Source organism: Bartonella queenslandensis (assembly GCF_018155095.1).
Lineage (GTDB): Bacteria > Pseudomonadota > Alphaproteobacteria > Rhizobiales > Rhizobiaceae > Bartonella > Bartonella queenslandensis_B.
This window is the reverse complement of record NZ_NAAI01000005.1, coordinates 39529-60602: the sequence shown is the minus strand read 5'-3', so window position 1 is coordinate 60602 and position 21074 is coordinate 39529. Positions and strand designations below refer to the sequence as shown.

The 21074-nt window shown below is 36.3% G+C and carries 17 protein-coding genes and 3 pseudogenes; 7 read left to right on the top strand and 13 right to left on the bottom strand.

Features of this window, described 5'->3' with window-relative positions; genetic code table 11:
* Positions 1-104: 104 nt before the first annotated feature.
* The 3 genes from B5V81_RS04605 to B5V81_RS04595 all read left to right on the top strand — a co-directional run bounded on the left by B5V81_RS04605 (position 105) and on the right by B5V81_RS04595 (position 2610).
* The gene (locus tag B5V81_RS04605; protein ID WP_212112322.1) at positions 105-443 is read left to right on the top strand and encodes a P-II family nitrogen regulator; all 339 of its coding nucleotides are present in this window, start codon (positions 105-107) and stop codon (positions 441-443) included.
* Positions 444-500: 57 nt separating this feature from the next.
* A complete protein-coding gene (gene glnA / locus B5V81_RS04600) occupies positions 501-1910 on the top strand; it encodes a type I glutamate--ammonia ligase (protein ID WP_212112321.1) in 1410 nt (469 codons plus the stop codon).
* 154 nt (positions 1911-2064) lie between these two features.
* Positions 2065-2610, top strand: a complete 546-nt coding sequence (locus tag B5V81_RS04595) for a hypothetical protein (protein ID WP_212112320.1) — start codon at positions 2065-2067, stop codon at positions 2608-2610.
* Between the two features lie 24 nt (positions 2611-2634).
* On the opposite strand, the gene B5V81_RS04590 is transcribed toward B5V81_RS04595, so the two are convergent.
* Complete coding sequence (locus B5V81_RS04590) at positions 2635-3432, bottom strand: ATP12 family chaperone protein (RefSeq protein ID WP_212112319.1); 798 nt, start codon at positions 3430-3432, stop codon at positions 2635-2637.
* 250 nt (positions 3433-3682) lie between these two features.
* On the opposite strand from B5V81_RS04590, the gene B5V81_RS04585 reads away from it, so the two are divergent.
* The 4 genes from B5V81_RS04585 (at position 3683) to B5V81_RS04575 (ending at position 6163) form a co-directional block, all read left to right on the top strand.
* Complete coding sequence (locus tag B5V81_RS04585) at positions 3683-3922, top strand: hypothetical protein (RefSeq protein ID WP_244979374.1); 240 nt, start codon at positions 3683-3685, stop codon at positions 3920-3922.
* An 83-nt stretch (positions 3923-4005) separates the two neighbouring features.
* Positions 4006-4560 (top strand): EamA family transporter, encoded by a 555-nt coding sequence (locus tag B5V81_RS08810; protein ID WP_342356084.1) that lies wholly within the window; start codon positions 4006-4008, stop codon positions 4558-4560.
* Positions 4464-4865: an EamA family transporter gene (locus B5V81_RS08805; RefSeq protein WP_342356083.1), complete on the top strand. Its 402-nt coding sequence runs from the start codon at positions 4464-4466 to the stop codon at positions 4863-4865. The genes B5V81_RS08810 and B5V81_RS08805 overlap by 97 nt, the downstream gene beginning before the upstream one ends.
* A complete protein-coding gene (locus B5V81_RS04575) occupies positions 4862-6163 on the top strand; it encodes an ATP-grasp domain-containing protein (protein ID WP_212112318.1) in 1302 nt (433 codons plus the stop codon). Before B5V81_RS08805 ends, B5V81_RS04575 begins: the two co-directional genes overlap by 4 nt.
* Before the next feature lie 829 nt (positions 6164-6992).
* Here B5V81_RS04575 and B5V81_RS04570 read toward each other — a convergent pair.
* The 12 genes and pseudogenes from B5V81_RS04570 to B5V81_RS08790 all read right to left on the bottom strand — a co-directional run.
* Positions 6993-9746, bottom strand: a complete 2754-nt coding sequence (locus B5V81_RS04570; RefSeq protein ID WP_212112317.1) for an autotransporter outer membrane beta-barrel domain-containing protein — start codon at positions 9744-9746, stop codon at positions 6993-6995.
* Positions 9747-10787: 1041 nt separating this feature from the next.
* Positions 10788-11169 (bottom strand): annotated as a pseudogene (locus B5V81_RS08800) (hypothetical protein); the annotation flags it as partial.
* 157 nt (positions 11170-11326) lie between these two features.
* Entirely contained in the window at positions 11327-11728 is a 402-nt protein-coding gene (locus B5V81_RS04565) for a hypothetical protein (RefSeq protein ID WP_212112316.1), read from the bottom strand.
* Positions 11729-12224: 496 nt separating this feature from the next.
* Positions 12225-12991, bottom strand: a pseudogene (locus tag B5V81_RS04560) (hemagglutinin repeat-containing protein); the annotation flags it as partial.
* On the bottom strand, positions 12985-13344 hold the full coding sequence (locus B5V81_RS04555) for a hypothetical protein (protein WP_212112315.1): 360 nt from the start codon (positions 13342-13344) through the stop codon (positions 12985-12987). The pseudogene B5V81_RS04560 and the gene B5V81_RS04555, both read right to left, overlap by 7 nt.
* A gap of 170 nt (positions 13345-13514) precedes the next feature.
* A complete protein-coding gene (locus tag B5V81_RS04550) occupies positions 13515-13931 on the bottom strand; it encodes a hypothetical protein (RefSeq protein ID WP_212112314.1) in 417 nt (138 codons plus the stop codon).
* Positions 13928-14932, bottom strand: coding sequence for a filamentous hemagglutinin (locus B5V81_RS04545; RefSeq protein ID WP_244979372.1), 1005 nt, complete (start codon positions 14930-14932; stop codon positions 13928-13930). Before B5V81_RS04545 ends, B5V81_RS04550 begins: the two co-directional genes overlap by 4 nt.
* A 63-nt stretch (positions 14933-14995) precedes the next feature.
* Positions 14996-15457 (bottom strand): hypothetical protein, encoded by a 462-nt coding sequence (locus B5V81_RS08795; RefSeq protein ID WP_244979371.1) that lies wholly within the window; start codon positions 15455-15457, stop codon positions 14996-14998.
* A gap of 1151 nt (positions 15458-16608) precedes the next feature.
* Positions 16609-17997, bottom strand: a complete 1389-nt coding sequence (locus B5V81_RS04540) for an amino acid permease (protein WP_212112313.1) — start codon at positions 17995-17997, stop codon at positions 16609-16611.
* Positions 17998-18449: 452 nt separating this feature from the next.
* Complete coding sequence (locus tag B5V81_RS04535; RefSeq protein WP_212112312.1) at positions 18450-18809, bottom strand: hypothetical protein; 360 nt, start codon at positions 18807-18809, stop codon at positions 18450-18452.
* Positions 18810-19202: 393 nt separating this feature from the next.
* Complete coding sequence (gene hutH, locus B5V81_RS04530) at positions 19203-20741, bottom strand: histidine ammonia-lyase (RefSeq protein WP_212112311.1); 1539 nt, start codon at positions 20739-20741, stop codon at positions 19203-19205.
* A 128-nt stretch (positions 20742-20869) separates the two neighbouring features.
* Positions 20870-21064 (bottom strand): annotated as a pseudogene (locus B5V81_RS08790) (class I SAM-dependent methyltransferase); the annotation flags it as partial.
* Positions 21065-21074: the final 10 nt, after the last annotated feature.

The following is a 21074-nucleotide window of genomic DNA, read 5'->3' as shown; positions in this document are numbered from 1 at the left end:
ATTGTCGACTTTTTGTGCACAAAGTATCTGTTGGACATCTTACAGTTGTCAATATAATGTGATGCAGTCTAAAAAGACAAAATAACGTTGGAGATAATTTCAGCATGAAAAAAATTGAAGCCATTATAAAACCTTTCAAACTTGATGAAGTAAAAGAAGCGCTTCAAAAAATTGGACTACACGGTATTACAGTAACAGAGGCGAAAGGTTTTGGTAGTCAAAAGGAACATACAGAACTTTATCGTGGTACGAAATATGTTGTTGATTTTCTACCTAAAGTAAAGATTGAAATTGTTGTATCCGATGAAAAACTGGAACAAACTGTTGATGCAATACGTAAAGCAGCTCAAACCAAACATATAGGAGATGGAAAGATATTTGTCTTTTCCATTGATAATGCCATTCGTATAGGCACTGACGAAACTGGGATCGATGCTCTTTAATAGACAACAAAAATTTACTTTTTTATCACCCTCAACGCCATATTAAGGAAATTGAATATGACAACCGCATCAGATATTATCAAACAGATCGCAGACAACGAAATCCGTTTTGTTGATTTACGTTTTACTGATCCACGAGGAAAATTACATCACATTACAATGGATATCGCAGAAATCAGCGAAGATACCTTTAGTGATGGCGTTATGTTTGATGGTTCTTCAATTGCTGGTTGGAAAACAATTAATGAATCTGATATGGTTTTAATGCCTGATCCCAAAACAGCGCATATTGATCCTTTTTTTGCTCAATCTACTTTGGTCATATTTTGTGACGTACTTGATCCTGTCTCTGGTGAGTTTTACCGTAGGGATCCTCGTTCTATCGCCAAAAGGGCTGAAGTTTATATGAAGTCTTTAGGCATTGGAGATACAATCAATATAGGTCCAGAAGCAGAATTTTTTATCTTTGATGATGTACGTTATAAAACAGACCCTTACAACACAGGGTTTAGACTTGATTCAAGTGAACTTCCTTCCAATGATGATACGGAATATGAAACAGGCAATCTAGGACATCGCCCACGAATGAAGGGAGGTTATCTTCCCGTCCCGCCGATTGATTCCTGCCAAGATATGCGTTCTGAAATGCTCACAGCACTCAAAGATATGGGGGTACATGTTGAAAAACACCATCACGAAGTAGCAGCGGGCCAACATGAATTGGGTATTCGTTTTGATACGCTTGTTCGCGAAGCAGATAAGATGCAAATTTTTAAATATGTCGTGCATCAAATAGCAAACAGTTATGGAAAAACAGCAACCTTCATGCCAAAACCAATTTTTGGTGATAACGGATCTGGAATGCATGTTCATATCTCCATCTGGAAAGATGGCAAACCCATTTTTGCGGGAAATGAATATGCCGGACTCTCAGAAACCTGTTTATTCTTTATCGGTGGTGTTATTAAACACGCAAAAGCAATTAATGCCTTTACCAATCCATCCACAAATTCTTATAAGCGTTTAGTTCCTGGTTATGAAGCTCCTGTCCTTCTTGCCTATTCGGCACGTAATCGTTCTGCATCTTGCCGTATTCCAATGAGTTCTTCACCAAATTCAAAACGCGTAGAAGTTCGTTTTCCAGATCCAACAGCAAATCCCTATTTAGCATTTGCAGCCCTCTTAATGGCTGGTCTTGATGGAATCAAAAATAAAATTCACCCTGGACATGCTATGGATAAAGATCTTTATGATCTTCCCTTAAAAGAACGCAAAGAAATCCCTACCGTTTCAGGAAGTCTGCGTGAAGCACTTGAAGCACTCGACAAAGATCGTGGCTTTCTTAAAGCTGGCGATGTTTTTGATGATGATCAGATTAATTCCTTTATTCAAGTGAAAATGCAAGAAGTCCTACGTTACGAAACAACGCCCCATCCTGTTGAATTTGATATGTACTATTCTGTTTAAACAATCGTACACATTCTTTTGACTTTAAAATGGAGGCGAAAGCCTCTATTTTTGTGGATATTCTACGCGTGTAAGAGTGCAAGAGTCTTTTTGCTTATCTTCTTTTCCTTTATAATCATTTTGAATCTCTTCAAATTAATTATAAAGGTTTCTAATGCCGCGAATTTGTTTTCTCGTTTACATTTTTTCATGCATTGCCCTTATCACATCAACAACTCAAGCACATACAATTACAAACCAAAGACTCATATCCCTTGAAAAAGCAACTTCTGCTTATAGTAAAGCACTTAAAAATGCCGATGCAAATGCCATCTTAAATGCTATCCCTCCCGAAATCATCAACAGCTTAACCGCTAAAAAAAATCTCAGTCAATCACAATTTCGACAAATCATGAAAAGCCAAATCGAACAGTTGGCAGAAAATTATAAGATTGAAAGTATCCACATTGACTCAAAACAAAAACGTGAAGGGACACTTGATAATGGCATTCCTTATTTTGTTATACCCGTTGAGCTTGTAACCACAAAAAATGCTGGAAAAAAATGCTCTATTCAAACTGAAATTATTGCTCTACTTCATAATAATCAATGGTATTTTATTCAAGCTAATGACGAATCAATCTTAAGTATAACCAGTGAAGTATTTCCTGGACTTGAAAAAGTAAAAATCAGTCCTCAAAAAGTCACAAAAATACTGTAATGGGAAGAAGACACACTGAAAAAACTATAAACAAGTTGTGACAATTGTAACAGCAGCGTTAAATTCAACTTTTTTGTGAGCACGGCGTGCCATCGTCTCTTTATCCATTCCCCATTGTTCCATCATCCAATCCTCATCTAAATGAGCAATAGACCAAGCATGATCGGCATCAATTTTTCCTGCAGCAACCGCAAGAGCAATAAGAGCAGATCCCGTTAAGGTTGTCATCATATGAAGTGCGGCAAGCATATAAGGGGACTCAACGCTACGCAAATAATGACTCACTGCTTGAATGGCTTCTGGTGATTGTTCCACATGCATCAGCCCTTCTGTCAAATAAAACCGTGCTCCTAGTTTTTCTTCTGCCCAATTTAATAAAGGATCCCATTGCTCAGATTGTTTTTGCACCAGCTCGGCAGGAGTTTGTGCGCGATAAAAGATCATATCACAGGCAACGAAACGCAATAGATCTTCAAAAACAACCTGCATATCATCAGCGATACCATCAATAACCGTATTAACCAAACGCGTCATCGGCATTTTTACTGGATCAACAACGTGCTTTTGGCTCTCAAACTCCTGAGCAATGAATTCAGCAAACACTTGCGTTGGTACAAGAAAATGACGCCTTGCGGGCGTTTTAACGGGACGTTCATCCAACAAAATCGTAAAACCACCCTCCACACAAGCAATCTTCACTTGCTTATAAAACCGTTTGGGGGGTGGTTGGCATGAAAGATTTTGCGTCTTTTGAACAGAACTCTTTTTATTTAAAATATTTTTATTCAAGGATCTATCAAAATGATTCAAAATCTCACGCATATTGTTTACCTCTGATCTTTTCAAGAGAACGACTGTTTCTTTAGGTTCTGTGACTTCAATAAGGTTTAATCTGACCTTCTTAACGACTCCAAAGAAGGAAAAAGATCTTACCAATCCAGCTCTTATTTTAAAATATATCCTTATATTGAACAAACAAAACAATAATCTTGTCCATATATTCTAAAAACAGTTGTTAGAATAATTTCTTAAAAGAATTTGTTTTTCTTATATTTTGCTTTTTGAAATATTGATGCATAACATTGAAACGGATCAAGGTTATATTCAATTTGACTTAGAGCATCTTAAGCAAGTAATATCGCTGACAATTACAGGTATAGAAGCACTTGAAACATTAGATGATGACGCTTATTTGGCAGGAGCTAAAGATTATATCCAACATAATCTTGGAAAGCTGAAAACTTCACAGTCACGATTTAATTTTTCAACATCATCTTATGCACAGCGCGTTACTGGGGGATTAAATCATTGAGTTTCTTAAAAGGACGGTTATTCTTATTTACTTTTGCCATTCTCGCATTGTTTTCCATAAGCTGGTTATTATCTAAGAATTTGGTGAGCAATATACCAGTAATGCATGCGGTTGGACTGAGATTGTTTGCCACTACTGCCACCTTATGGCTGATTGCACTATTTCGTGAGAAAGCTGTTTTCAGATCCCTACCATTACTTTCCATGATACCTCCTTTTTTCATCCTATCAGTGTTAGGATTTTCCTTATATTTTGTATCCAGCTTTGGTGCATTAAAATCGCTCAAAGCCAGTGATTTAACCATGGTTTTAGCCACTATTCCAGGGATTACTTATATATTGGGGATACTGACGAATAGCCTTATGTTTTCATGGTTCAAACTTATCGGTATGATCATTGTCAGTATAGCTGCTATAGCATTCAATATAAACAGTGTAGAGGGGGAATATTACAGTCTCATAGGAATAGCTCTTGCTTTAACAGCAGCGCTTTCTTATTCTGCTTATGGCTTATTATCTAACATTATCTTAAAAATTTACCTTTGCTCACCTCATTGGCTTGGATCACGACAATTTCTGCAGCATCATTTATGCCATTATTTATTTTTGATCCTGCTCCACTCTTATATCTTAATTTAGAAGATATATTTAAGTTATTGATTTTAAGAACTATTTGCTCAGCGCCAGTTTACGTTTTGTACCAAAAAGTTTTAGCTGAGGGAGGCGTATTATACGCCAACACTATTGGCGTATTATCTCCTTTTGCAGTCGTTGCATGTGAATGGATAATCGGCTCAAGCACTTCTCTTAATATTATCAAAATAATTGCTATGATGATGGCTGTTATAGGAATGACACTCTTATTTATAGATGCATCAGAGGTATCTGGATGGCAACAGAAACGCCGTGCTCAAAATTCCAAGTTTAATGAGGAAACACAATGAAAAAACTCGCGTTAGTTTGCCAACGCAATGCAAAACTACCATTTATATTTGAAGCAGCACAAGCAGCTAATATCGAATTAGTAATGATCTATGATACCGCTGAAAGCGCTCCTACTCAACTCCCCGCAGCAGTAACTTCAACTTGGCAACTTCCTGTTTTTGATAAACCAGAAGAAGCTCTAGAGACTTTTGCAATGGGAGCAAAAGAACGCAATATTGCTGGGGTTATGCCCCTTCGCGAAGAAGCAATTCTATGGACAGCTTTGGCTGCAAAAAAAATCAACACTCCAAGTATTGAACCAGAAGTAGCAGCATTAACCAGAAATAAATATCTCATGCGTCAAGCTTTTGCTAAAGCAAGCTTAAGAACACCAAAATTTCTTTATATAGACAATCCAGAAGATCTATCACAAATACATGCCTTGGATTATCCGCTCGTTATTAAACCCGTCTCTGGATGGGCGAGTACAGGCGTAATGTTAGCTAAAAATTCCGCCGAACTTCCGGATCTCATTAAAGCCGTATGGAATGTTCAGCATAAAGACATGGCACGTTTTTATGATAAAAATAAACCTATAGGTTTAATCGTAGAGCAGTATTTGCCAGGAAAAGAATTTGTCGTAGAATGTTTTGTTGATACAGCAGGTGTACATGTTTTAGCCGTTGGCGACAAAGGACAACCTGAAGGACCATGGTTTGAGGAAACAATTTATCGTCAACGCTGTGATATAGATGATCCTTTAATTATTGCTTTATGTGAGGTTGCATGTTCAGGCGTTAAAGCTCTTGGTATAAACATGGGTGCTGCCCATGTAGAGCTACGCTTGGGTGTTCATAATTTACCTTATATCATTGAGATCGGCGCTCGTATAGGTGGATCGGGTGTCTCCCATTTTATTGTGGAACAAGGAACAGGGGTTTCATTTGCAAAACTCTGTATGAAAGTGGCTTTAGCTGAACAAACCCCGGACCTTCCTGATGTACTCCCAGCTAAAAAAGTGGCTGCAAATTACATTATTCCTCTTCATGGTTATGGACACTTCTGCGGATTTTCAGGTCTAGAGAAGGTTGCACTGCATCCTCAAACCGCCAGAACTATAATTTTCTTTGAACCTGATCATATTTCACCACCTCCACCAGCATTTGGTGGATATCCTGGTTTTATTTTCTCTGTTCATGCCTCAGATCAAGAAGCGCGCGATTACCATAAATGGCTTGATAATATCTTAAGCATCCGATGGAAGCACCATGTTGATCAAAAACCTAATCAAGATATTTCCACTCAGCCTCAACTTTGATATAAATATCATTGATACAGAAGAAATCACAAGGCGATTTTCTAAAATTTCGCAAACACTTTTTTATTAAAGATACATATTTCAAAAACAAAAGATTAAAAAAACTATAACCTATTTTTACAGCGCATTTTAAGAGAAGCTCTTCAATATTTCTATATTCGAAACAACGACGACCTATAATCGACTTTTTCAACATAATCACCCTCTTATCTCTACGCCTCAAAGAAGAAAAAAGATCTTGCCATTCTCAATCTGATTTAAGAATTATATTTCATTTTTTTGCAAAGAAAATAATAGTCTTATTCATATATTTTCAGCAACAGCTGCTAGAACAGTTTTTTTAAGAATTTAAAAACTGAAGATATTTAATTTGATGATAGCAATTTACCCATAACCTTACCCCCCATCTAAAAGAGAGATATTTACACGCATTCACATGTTTCTAAAAGGCTACTTACAGAATATAAAGAAGAAAAATGCGCTTCACAAAAAATATGAAGCGGTGCATTTTATGCATTATTCCTCTTCGCTTAACAGAAAAAAGTCCTCAATCAGAAATCAATATCCCCCTGCCTTTTATATTTGATATCAGCCCTCTCAAACAACCGTATTTTACAGCATATAGGACAACAATGCTGCTATTTTAAAATAGCTGATGACGAATACATCTCATATATTTGCAGCTAAAACAACACAAACAGATTTAGAAGTTTCATTGACAAATTTTCTTTCAAAGCATTTGAGCCCCTTATCAATGAGACAAAAAATTTAAAACAACGTGACCCTTTCATATTTATCAAAATACATCGATTATTGTTAAAAAGATTTGTTAAAAATGATAACGCAATCCACCAGAAAAACGCAATCCAGAAAAACCTGCCTTGGTTAGCTTATGCTGATAGTTAAGATCACTGTAAAGTGTAACTTTAGAGGAAAATTGCGCATTAATACCCAAACCTGTTTCTAAGGAAGAACCAAAAGCACCTAACTGGAAAACATCTTTTAGATTAACAAACTGTTTTTCACCAAAACGATGTGCAAAATGAATATTTCCATTAAAAGAAATGATCCGATCCTTTTCAGATGCCGTAAATATTTTACTTAAAGCCCCTCCAATACGCATCAACCATTGATTTCTTTCTTTCATCTCAACATCAAATCCATCAATATCACGAAACTTATCAAATTGAAGATGTTGATAAATAAGCTGAATCTGCGGATCAAAAATAAGACCTTCATGTCCTGTCATAAACACTTTACCAGCAGACAACGAAACATTCAGAGGATTTGCTTTTAATGTCGCTGTTTTACCCCAAGCATGAGTAAGAACATCTCCTTTCAAAAAACCATAAGATAAAAGACCGTCTACGTAAAAACCAGTTTTGTGTTCCACACTGCCGTATGCCGTGAACGACCACTTATTAAACGGACTCTTTTGACTTTGTTCAACGTTACGAGGTTGTAAAGAAAGCTTTCCATAGGCTCCCATAATCCCAAAAGATATCGTACTATATGCCCTCTCTATCGTTTTGAGTAAAACGTCTGTTTCTATAGCGTTATAATCAACATTACCATCGTAGCCATATTCAAGTGCAGAAAGATCTGAGATATAACGATAGCTCCCACCATAACTATGAACAGATAAAGAAAAATTTCCTTCAACTTTTAATAACTTACGAGAAATAGACCGTGTATACTGCAACTGCTTTTGTTGATTACTGATGTCCATAATCCCCACATGAAACAAAGCATTTTGTAACAGAAGATAGGTCGGAACTTGTGGAACAACTTCCCTGATCTTTAGCCCAGAATGAGGAATAACCGACATCCCTAAAGCAGGCTGAATATATTTACTTTCAAGGCGAAAATCCCAAAAGTCTCCTTCTCCTTCAACCAATCTTTGAGAAGTTTGTGCTTTTCCAAGAGAAGAATCTGGACCATAGCCATTAAGATAATATTGGTAAGGCAAACCATCTAATGCAATATAAGCATGATTTAACTGAAAAGAATCCTCTGCCGCTTTTCCAGAAACCTGAATAAGTGAAATACTATGAGCATTTTCACCCGTTGCTATTTCCCCCTGTTTTCCTAGAACAAGTTGCACATAAACTGTCGTTTTTCCAGAAACATCACCGTGTATCAAAAGTCGGTCAGTCTTTTTATTATCAAGAGAACCATCATTCTTGAGATGTGTATTGAGATAAATATCGGCTCTATCTTGCGCACTATAAACTTCTTGTTTTCCCTTCCCAATATGAAGTGTCTGATACGCATGAAACATTGGAGTTTCAAAAGCAATAAAACTATCAGAAAGTTTTATAAATGAAACAAACGAACTTGTACGATTTTCAGCGTGCGAATTGCTCTCTCTTCTTTCTGTCAAAAACCACTTTGATCCTCTTGTCAAATAAAGCTCAGCAATAGAATCATCATCAACACGAGTCCCTCCTATCAATGAAGAAGAATCTGCCAAAATCGCTACAGTCCCCCCTTTTTCAGCTGCTAATAATAAATCTCCAGAAATTTTTGTGCCTTCTGTTACTCCAATATAACTCCGACTGTTATGACTATGAATAGCTGTTCCAGCTGGAATCTCAAAAACCGTCTTTTTCAAAAAAACAAGTCCCTGTCCATACGTATTATTCTCCCCTCCCATTTCAAAATACATACCATGTTTGTTCCCCATTGCTTTAATTGTTGAATCTTCAATATTAACCCGTGAAATTAAAATATTCTCTTCCCAGCCGTCCCCAGATTGTGTGTTAAAGTCTTGTCCAACTGTTAAAACATGAACATCCCTAGAAACAATATTCGCATTTTTTAAATAAACAGAACCCTGCTGTTTTACATTGAAAACTGTATGTGTAATTTTTTCATTTGTATTTCCTCTATCTTCTATTTTTTGACGTTTTGAAGTAATGGTGACATTATCTAAAGTCGCACGCCCCCCTTTCCCCACATAAAGCGCAGCAGCATCATTCACATCAATAAATCCTCCTTTCATCTGAATATCCGCACCAGACCTAACGAAAAGAGCACTCTCTTGATCAAGCCCCTGGCCCTCCACTTTAATTTTTGTATTCGTTAACGTAACAGATGCTCCTACCTTTTCTGCATAAGCAGCAACCTGAGAAGTTTCAATTATTCCACGATTGACCTCGATCATTCCACGATCAGCTTTAAGACCTATTGATACATTTTTAAAAGCTGAATCGCTCAAGACAATTTTCCCCCCTTGTGATACAACAGCACCATAGAGATCTTCTACACCCGCAATACCTTCAACCTCTATACGCATTGCCTGAACAACTGTATTTGGCTCCTGCACTCCTATAGCAGCAGGCAAAGGGATAGAATTCCCCTCCTCATTCTTTGGTTTAACAGGTGCCGTGAACTTATATATTTTATCACTAATTGTATGCTTTGCACCATCACTGCATTTATAAGGTAATTTGTTTTCATCACATGACGGTGATACAAATGAGCGAGAATATGCCTCAATATTTATGTTTAACAAAAAAGAAAAAATAGCTGCTGTAAAAACGCACGAATGCAAGCGATTATTAGATACCTTGATTACCATTGCTTTTCAAAACTTTCTTTTTCGACAAAAACAAAAAATGCTGGCAAAATAATAAATTACAAATTAAACACAATAAGGATATAATAAAAAAGTTATTTTATTATTTTTCTTATAAATGAAAGGACTTAATAATATGTTTTGTATTTTATGTAAAGAAAGAACAAAAAATTTAAAAATAGCATTGAGGATGACGATCCCTTTAAAGATTCATCCCTTAAAATGCTGAGAGTTATAGTACAAAGCGCTAGAAAATTAATCCCCCCAAAACGCGGAAAAATGTGAATTTTGAAGAGATATAATATTCAATTTATCTCATTTCCTAAAAATAAAAATACAAATACAACAAAATGAGAATGATTTTTAAGATTCAAAGGATCAAAATATGTTAATAAAAATATCATACAATGAGATACAGTAAGATCTATAATCGCATCATTTCTTCAACCACAATAAAAAAACAAGGAAACTCTCACTGAGATATAAGCTACACAATTTCTCCATTAAGTTGCCAGCTATCTAGCACAAAGCTGAATAAACAAACAAAACTTCTCTTAATGCCCTATCATCAATAGTTTGAATGAAACAATGAAATATTTTAGAAAATATTATCTAAAAGCAGATCATAAAATAAAAAGCTATCTACATCAAAACCACTTGCATAACATTTTGAATTTTCAGATAGAAACTAAAATACAGTAAAACAGTCACTATCTTGAAATTGAAAAGCATCAAAATCAGCTCTATGAAAGTAATCTGCTTATTATCGTTAAAGCAGATATTTTAGCAAAGTTATTTTTTGCCACTTTGTTACATTGAATAAAACTCTAAACTTCCCCAATATCATCATCTGACAATAACACTATTCGCACTCTCAGTGCTGATGAATATCACGATACCAAGAGGAAAAAGTGCTGTATTTCTCTCTTTTCTCCATAATATTTTTCATTCAATTATTGCTTTAAAGATGAATATTTCATTTTTTCAAAGCTTTTTTATTTTCCGGCGTTTTTTATCACTCTCAAAATGTAACATCAAATCTCACTCCTGTTTTGTCGAATTGGTTACACCAAAAGCATCATTGTCCATAACTTGCTGATACCCTGCTACCATTAAATTGACTAAAAATGAATCACTTCGCGGCGCTGATGAAAAATAGATTCCTTTTGAATCTTATAATTTGTACCGATAACCTGCTTATATCATGCATTCATAAACTGCTGCAAACTCACGTACACGCGAATCCATATTTTCAGAAGAAGCCTAGATTGGTTTCCAACCACATTTTGACAGTGCTTGTTGGACCACAGACTTAATTGACACTAGGCTTTTCCCATAATTTCACGATTGATGGGGGAGGCCTGCTAACACACCCCGCAGAGCTTAATAAAATTATAGCACTTAATAATTTCAATATTTTTTGCATTTCCTCCTCCTTCAATATTTACGATAAAAAGACTGATAAGTTCGCTCATACTCGCTCACACGCAAGATGATTCTTTTTAGAATATAGAATTGAAGAAACAACTCCCCCCGTGTAAAAACAAGAATGTAAGGATTTTTGATTACAGCAGCTTCAATACCTAAGGCTGACATTCAGGTTGTTCTTTATGCTCTTCACAATGAGGACTATTCAAGCGTCTCTCTACACTTCGCTGAGGAATAACAGCATCAGGCTGACAAATTGGAAGATTTTCATATTTCTCACACCACTTCACCCTTCCCAATTTATCCTGAAAACCTGCTTGTATCATGCATGCATTCACAGACTCCTCTTCATTGAATTTCTCATCTGTATTTTTTTCTGCATCAAGACGGCCATCAAGATGCTGCATTCCGCATTCCAACAGAGCTTTTTTGACCTCAAGTTGATCCTCACCAGACTTTTCCCACATATCTACAGCTGTTCGAGAAGGCTGTTCTAGGTCACATCCAACCATAACAAACAGGGCTATTCCGCTTAATAATTTTAAAATCTGCTTCATTTTCCTATCCTTGAATAATTTTGATATTACGAAACAATCTATAAATTATTGTACATGCTGCTTTTTCATTTCCAAAACAATGATGGACATTATCAATCTTTATTATCATTTATCTTTATGATGATGCCTATCTCGTATTATATCAAAAACACAGTGGAATTACTACTAAAATTATATTCTATCAATGTTATGCTGATAATTATTCTCAATATTTTGATTATAATTGAAATAGATATTTTTATAAATTGTCGCGCCTACATTTTTAGACCCCATAGATAAATAGCGTTAAAATAATTAGTTGAGGGAACAATCGCGCCATCCCAAACGAAAAAAGGATGGGGGAGTGTTGATGATCCACAGCAAAAATTAAGGTTGGCATTCATCCGCGTTTTTATATTTTTTACAAAACGGGCTGTTTAAGCGCTTTTCAACACTTCGCTTCGGAATAACAGCGCCTGGACGACAAATCGGAAGGTTTTCGGCTTTATGGTTTCCACACATCTTGCTCTGTCAATGCCTTTTGCCCCGCTTCATTTGTCAGCACAATGGTGCTATCGCTGATGGCAGATTTTGTATAACCTTCCTATGAATCTTTGGCTTTTGCATGATCTAAGATATTTTTAACAATGTTTTTTGCAACACCATATTTGCCTCGGATCATGGGACCAGCCGCAGAAAGGCTAAACCCATAGCTACTGGCTTGAGCATGCGCACTGTTGGTGATATCACTGGTGCTGATGGTTCCTGTGATCAAGCGTTTTTTTCTGCCGATGCACTGCTATCAATAAGGCCTCCAGTCATGCTTGTTGCACCCACCACTGTAATATCAAAGCCGCCATCACCAGTTTTAACCCCTAATTTCTCCACAACACTGTGATAATCGCTAGAGGATTTATCCTTGTTAAAGGAAATATTGATTGTCGCTGCATCATCCTTTTTTCCACCATTAAAGCCGATAGAAAGAGAGTTTTGCTTGCTGGAACTTTATCCCGTATCACTGCGGCTGGTAATGATAAAATCACCACCAATACCCATCTCTACATGGTTTCTAGAAACCACAGCCCCAGCCAATGTGGTGTCTCCTCCACTGTTGGTATGAACAGTGTCGGTACCAATAATATGGCTGTTCTTGTGTTGAACCTGTTCACTGGAACCCTTTCCTTTTCCAAAAGAAGCATTGCCCATCCATCCTGAACCGCCACTCCCATAGCTGTATCCAACATTTACAGAAATATTTTGCGAATGGTTTTGTGTTGTTAAGGTTTGCATTCAAGTGCGTTTTTATGTCTTTTACAATAAGGACTATTTAAACGTTTCTCAACACTTCGCTGAGGCATGACAGCACCAGGACGACATATGGGAAGATTGTCCGATTTATGGTTCTCACACCATTCTTGTATTGTAAAGCTAGGGCGAAAACCTGATTGCCCCATACAAATTTCAATACTGGCGAATTGATTCAAATCTAGCGCCACAACCCTATTAAGGTCTGGTACTCCACATTCTAAAAGTATTTTATTTCTCCATAAAGCTGGAGAAAGTGAGGGAAGTTGGTTAACACATCCAGCTGTACTTAAGAGAGCTATGCAGCTCAATAATTTCAAAGTTTTTTTCATTTTTCCCCTCCTTCAATGGGTTTCTTTACGATGAGAAGACTCTAAAGCCTATTGATATTTTATCTCCGTTTTTTAAGACAATTCTGAACAATGTTGAGATGATTGATTGAACCCCCCGCCATCCCAAACGAACATAAGAATGGGGGAGTGTTCATGATCCACAGCAAAAATTAAGGTTGGCATTTACGGCTATTTTTGTACTTTTTACAAAAAGGGCTGTTTAAGTGCTTTTCAACACTTCGCTGCGGAATAACAGCTCCAGGTTGGCAAATCGGAAGGTTTTTCTCTTTAAATGTATAACACCACCCTCCCCCTCTTGCCACCTCTTCATCTTTATAGCGGAAACCTGATTGGAGCATACAAGCATAAGTTGTTGCTTTAGCATTAATACTCTGCTGTTGGTTTTCTGGATCGATATCATAAGGGGTTGGCATACCACATTCTAACAATGCTTTTCCTACCTCAGTAAAATCAGTAACACCATTTTTCTCCCACACACTCAAGTATCCTGGAGCAGGCTTGTCGATGTTACATCCCGCGATATTTAACAGAATGAGACTGCTTAATAATTTCAATATTTGCTTCATTTTTTTCTTCCTGAATAAATAGAATAAATCGGTGTACGATTAGGTAGTCCATAAAGCGATGTACAAGCATCACTCGGATGTCCATAACAAGCATGAACACTGGGATAGCCCTTAAATATTTGCTCTCTTTCTTTCCAGGGATCACTTCCAGGAGGTATTTGCTCAAAGGTATAAGGATTTTTGCCAATCTTGACACCAACAAAGTCATATTTATGATTTTCCAAATTGACATAATCCTGCTTGCCATCACTTAAGATATATAACGTATTTGCCATATTTTGAGTGTTATAAGCTGGACCAAAGAAATTAATCGTTGTTTCCTTTGCTATACCGTGGACCCCATGTTTTTCTAAATTATATGATCCATTGCCGGCTGTCATACTACCACGGCTATGCCCATCAATATGTAATCCTGTATTGCCAAGGCTATACAACAGATTCTGAAACTTCTTTGTCGAATTGGTCAAACCACCCAAACCACCTTCCAGAAGATATTGATACCCAGCGATAAACCCCTCCACAAAGACCAAATCGCTATGAGGGAACATCAGAAAATAATGCGGATCATTCTTGTTACCAGCCAACTGAACCGCATTATGGGCTGCTTCATCTGGTGTTGTAAAAATACCATTGAGGAAAACATGAACCTTGCCATCAGAACCTTTTTGTAAATTCTGTTGTTCTTCAAGCGTTAAATAATGATATTGCGGCTGTGGGTTTCCATGGCTGCTTTTCATATATTTCCCATTTTCATCTTTAGCATAGATCACTTTACCATCTTTATCGTGCTCAACGGTAGCCAGATAATGCTCTTTGATAAACATGTTTACAAAACCCTGATAAACGGTATCAAATCCTTCATCTGATAAATCATTGATCATATCTAGACGATTATACACTGCTCCTTCAAGCGATATGGCGTCTATCGGAGCGACAGCTTGGTGGGCTGCTGCGGTATTTCGGTTGAGAGAGCCAATGATTTTCCCAGCTTCTTGCCCCATCGCCGCCCTCTGGTTGCTTTCACCGGTTAAGATGATGGTACCATCCTTGATAGCCGATTTGGTTTATCCTTCTGCTCCATCCTGGGCTTTGCCATGATTTAAAACATTCTTGACAATGTTTTTTAGCGTGTCATTTCCAGAAAGGCTAAACCCATGGCTGCTGGCTTGAGCATGCGCACTGTTGGTGATATCACTGGTGCTGATGGTTCCTGTGATCAGGCGGTTTTTTTCTGCTGGGGCTGTGCTGTCGATAATCCCTCCGGTCATGGTTGTTGCACCCGCCACTGTAATATCAAAGCTACCATCACCGGTTTTAACCCTTGATTGTTCCACAACACTGTGATAACCATCAGAGAGTTTATCCTTTTGGAAAGAGGCATTCATTGAACCTCCACCACCCGTTTTTCCAGCACAAAATCCAATAGAAAGAGAGTTTTGCTTACTGGAACTTTGTCCCATATCGCTGCGGTTGGTAATGGTAAAATCACCACCAATACCCATCTTTACACGGTTTCCAGAAATCACCCCCCCGCAAATGTGGTGTTTTTCCCACTGGACATATGAACAGTGCCGGTGCCGACATTTGCAATCATATAAAAAGTGATAACTGTAGCTTCTTTTTTATGTTAATATCACCCATCACACTAAGAATGGAAAAAATCGTTGTGGTATGCGATGGAGATGTCTTGGAAGATTTACGACTGAAAAGTCCACTTTTGAACAATTGTTCTTGCTGATTATACTTCTCTTGCACGCTTTTAACGATAATATTGCATAATCTTTTGCCTAAATACAGTTGCAATAAGCATATGTTTCAATGCATTTTGTTTTCTTCCACTCGTGATAAAAATAATCCCTGTACTGATATTATTTAACATTGTAACAAAAATCCACCAAAAACAGTCAATGAAACATATACTTATAAACACTTCCTCCCTGCCCCTTTTAGCAATAACAGAATCGTGAAAAAATGATCACACGCACATCATTCTCTTAGATTGACTCTTCTATGGGGTTTATTGCGATACCTTACTGCTTCTTTATGAAAGCTTTTGCAAACACAATAATACAATCCCCCCAATGAATCTGTTATCTGCTATTTTCTACCACCGCCTCTTTGAAAAAGATTTCTCCTCTTTACCCCATAATAACCGCAATATCCTTTCAAAAGACGCAAAAAAGCCTTCTCCTCTTTACAAGGAATTGCATAAAGAACTTCACCTTCGTTTCTTCAGCAATTTCTTTTAAACAACAAAATCTAAAACCTCAATTTTTAAAAAGCTTATAAAATAATTTATTAGCTCTGTTGAATATCGGTGAAAAAACCTCAATCAAATAATAGAGGTAATTATCACCATAACTTCTCTTGTGAAACAGAATTTCATTATAGGGAAATATCTTTTTCTACAGCCTTGATCTATTAAAATCTATTAGCAGTATTAGACATGTTTAATAGGAAACACGTATATTGATAGCATGACTGTGAGCAGCACAGCTCACCATCATAAAATAACTGATGTTTATATGATGGAGTTGCTATCATCAACAATGCCTCACAAAAAATTCCAAAGAAAAATGATAACGAGCAGATTGTTTTCAATCTAACTTATTCCAATCTTTGAAGAACAACAATCAAATACTCTTTCTCCTTAAAAAATCAGCTATTTCTTTTTAATCTAATCTATATTTGATTGCAGTTTCTTTTGCTTAAAATTATAAAGTTTAAGAGCATAAAAACAAATAACAAGCCAAGCAATCCAACTAACCCCGACAATTAAAACTGGTCTTGTCTCATCAAAGTACCATAAGAGAATAAAAATAAAAACCATAAATAAAATAGAAAGAATTGATCCTATCGGCCAAAATGGAATGGGAAAGTTTAAGCCATTTTGTTCTTCTTTAGGCATCTTAATTCGCATAAAAATTTGCGAAAGTAGAATCATTATCCAAACAAAAACCGTCGCAAATGTTGCCATTGCCGCAATAAGGAAAAAAAGCTTTTCATGATAAAAATAATTAAGGACAGCACCAAGAAGAAAAATAGCGAAGATCATCAAAATAACAAAAACTGGTATACCGTTTTTTGATAAATATTGAAACTTTTTTAAAGCATAACCTTCCTGTGATAAACCATGGATCATACGACAAGCACCATACATTCCACTATTCATTGCCGAAATAGCCGCTGTAACAACAACAATATTTAAAATATTTGCGGCATATGAAATCCCAAGATTTTCAAAAATGGATACAAAAGGGCTATCCATAAGACCAATCTCATTCCAAGGATAAAGAGACATTAAAATAGCTAACGTCATGACATAAAAAAGCAAAATACGAACTGGAGTAGAATTAATAGCTTTTGAAATTGTTTGATGAGGATTTTGAACTTCCATGACTGCCATACCAATGATTTCTATGCCACCAAAAGCAAAAACAACAACACTAAAGCAAGCTAAAAAACCAAACCAACCATTGGGAAAAAGACCACCATTCTTCCATAAATTATGAACAGTAACAGTAGAAGAACCTACACTTCCACCCCACCCCAAAAAAATAATTGCTATTCCTAAAATAATCATAGCAATGATAGCAATAACTTTAATAGAAGACAGCCAAAATTCTAGTTCACCATAGACTTCTACAGCAGCTAAATTAATACCTGTGATGATTAACGTAATACTCAGTGCCCATACCCAAGGAGCAACATCAGGATACCAAAAACCCATATAAGTCGCAAAAGCTGTAATATCAGCCAAACCAACAAGAATCATCTCAAATACATATGTCCATCCCGTTAAAAAACCTGCTAATGGTGATATGTAATTTGCCGCATAACGAGCAAAAGAACCAGGCAATGGATTATGAAGTATCATCTCTCCTAGAGCCCGCATCACCATAAAAATAGCTAAACCAGCAATACAATAGGCAATCAAAACACTAGGACCCGCAAGCTTAATTGCCTGTGCAGACCCATAAAAAAGACCGGTTCCAATAGCAGAGCCAAGAGCTAAAAAAATAACTTGGCGCTTACTCATCCCTCGTTTTAGTTCATTTATTGCCATTTCTTTCCTTACTTTTTCTTTTTGAAATGCTGACAATCCACACCACGATAACAGCTTTATGATAAATAAAGCCTCATGTTTCTTTCACAAATATATTTCAAACAACATTGAACAACAGCCAGTCGAACACTTTGCTCTAAACAATGAAAAAACACTCTTATTGCAAATTATTCAGCTTTTATAGCCTGCAATGTGGTATTACTTTATTTAAATACAAAGTGATAATGATTTTTTTACAATTGTCATTTAATTCGTTGCGTGTTCTATAGTTTTTACAGAGAAAATTAACCTAAATGTAGTCTAAACTCTTAAGCTTCCATTTCAGTACACCGAAATAGAAGCCTAAAAATTCATAACAAATGCATTAACGATGCGTACAATTAATTTTTGTTACTTTAAGCAAACTCTCTTTAGCCCATAAAAAAAACTTTTATGCCCATTGAATAGCTTAATTAATGATAATACGAATCTCGCCAGTTTTCAAAAGTATGAGAAAATGTATCTACAACCCAATTTTTAAAGACTCCAACTGCCTTAACGACAAGCTTTCCAATGAAAAAAAAATATACAGTAAAAATAGTATCTTTGATTATTGGTCCGATGATAGCACTCTCCTTACCTCTAGGAGTTTTCCCTGAGATAGCAATAAAACGTTTGTTTTTCACCGAAACAAGAGGTTTTTTCTCCTGAGCCACCATCATAATGAAAACTTCCTCTGGAAAGCTACCTCTCCTAAAATTTGCATAAACCTCAAGAATTTGTGAAAAAAAAAGAACTGCTATTAAAACACACAATCGAGCACTTTTAAACATTTTTTTCTCCTTTTTTTATTTAAAATACCCAAAATGAACTATAAAAATCATAAAGTATTAAAAAACAAGAAAAATATATAACAAAGTATATAATATAATTTATACTTATAAAAATATAATATTACAATATATAATTTTTAGATACTATTTAACTTATATTAAAAAGCTGATAGAAATTAGAAAGTATAAACACTTCAGATTTATATTTTCTATAAAATTATGATGATAAATCCAGATCATTATAAAATATCTAGTTGGTTATAAACAATAGATATATAGTAATAAATACATAATTTATTAAATAATTCAAATATAGTATAATCTTCTATATTGTCATATGAGAAAGTTTCAAAATCCAATATTCGCCCTTTATCATTGGCATTAAAACAAATATTATTGAAAACTTAATGAAGGAAAAATTGTTTCTGGTAAAATAGATAATAAGCGCCCTTCACGTACAAGTATATGTACTTGATGAAGATCTGGAGCCAGATAGCGATCTTCCTTAAGAGAAGCAATATCTTTGCGTAAACACTTCACAACAGACTGTAAGAGAGTACTTGTTTTTAAAGGGGAGCGATATTCAATTCCTTGTACTGCAATAAGCGTTTCAATACCAATGAGTGTAAAAAGGTTTTCACTCATGATCAATAACCGACGCGCACCATGGCAAGCCATTGAAACATGATCTTCTTGATTGGCTGAAGTTGGTGTTGAATCAATGGAAGCAGGATGAGCCATTTGCTTATTTTCAGACATTAAAGCTGCTGCTGTTACTTCAGCAATCATAAAACCTGAATTAAGACCTGCATTGTGCGCTAAAAACGCTGGAAGACCATAAGAAACGGCTGGATCAACCATAAGGGCAATACGCCGTTGAGAAATAGATCCTATTTCACACAAAGCAAGAGCAATCTGATCAGCTGCAAAAGCGACAGGCTCAGCATGAAAATTGCCACCTGATACAACCTCACCATTTCTTAAAATCAACGGATTATCTGTAACAGCATTTGCTTCAATAATCAGTGTTTTTGCTGCTGCTAACAAAATATCAAAACATGCCCCCATAACCTGTGGCTGACAACGTATACAGTAAGGATCTTGTACACGCTCATCACCACGTAAATGTGCTGCACGAATTTCTGAATCCTCTACAAGCTTTTCTAATGTTTGCGATACGGCAATCTGCCCATAATGCCCTCGTAAAATATGGATATCAGGATGAAATGGCGCCGTTGATCCCATGGTAGCATCTGTCGTTAAAGCCCCTGCCAGCAATCCACCACACAATGCCCGATAAGCTCGAAAAAGTCCGGCAAGTGCAAGTGCTGTTGATGTTTGAGTCCCATTAATAAGAGCTAGACCTTCCTTTGCCTCTAAAACAATAGGGGATAATCCTGCTTTCTCTAAAGCAAGTGCTCCACTCATACGAATATTTTGAAAAAACGCTTCTCCTTCTCCCATCATAACAGCCGCCATATGAGCAAGTGGAGCAAGATCTCCTGAAGCGCCAACAGATCCTTTTTCTGGGATGACAGGAATAACGCCCTTTTCAAGCATATTTTCCAGCAAATTAACTAATTCTAGACGAACTCCAGAAGCTCCTCTTCCTAAAGAGATAAGCTTTAAACTCATGATCAAACGCACAATATTTTCAGCTAAAGGCTCTCCTACCCCACAACAATGGGACAAAATAAGATTTCTCTGTAAAATAGTGACTTTGTCCGCATCAATTTTAATGGAAGCCAACTTCCCAAAGCCAGTATTAATACCGTACACAGGCTCACTTCCAGCTACAATTTCAGCAATACGCTGCGCTCCTTTCTCGATAGCTACATGCGTATCATGATGAAGTTTACTGATTTCACCATCAAAATAAATAGCTTCAAGTTCGCTAAGCGTTACCTCACCCGGCTTTAGTATAATCGTCATAATTTTCTTTCTTTTTTAATTACAGTGTAACTCTTAACATTATTAATCCTTCTGTAAAACCTATAAAACAAAAAAATAATCACGCTTTAAACTAAAATGCTTTTTTAAAAACCATTCCTTAGGATAAAGATAGCACGATATTGGTGCTCATTCTCTAAAACTTTAAAAATCCTCTCTAATGCAATGCCTTTCCCTGCACCTACATCCACGATAGACAAATGCTTTTTGTTCTTAAAAAGAAGAAGTATAATTTTAAATAAGGTAAGAGGATAACAAGAACGATAACGATCATAATTATCAGCTCATCCGTCACACTTTTCACTTTAAGATTGA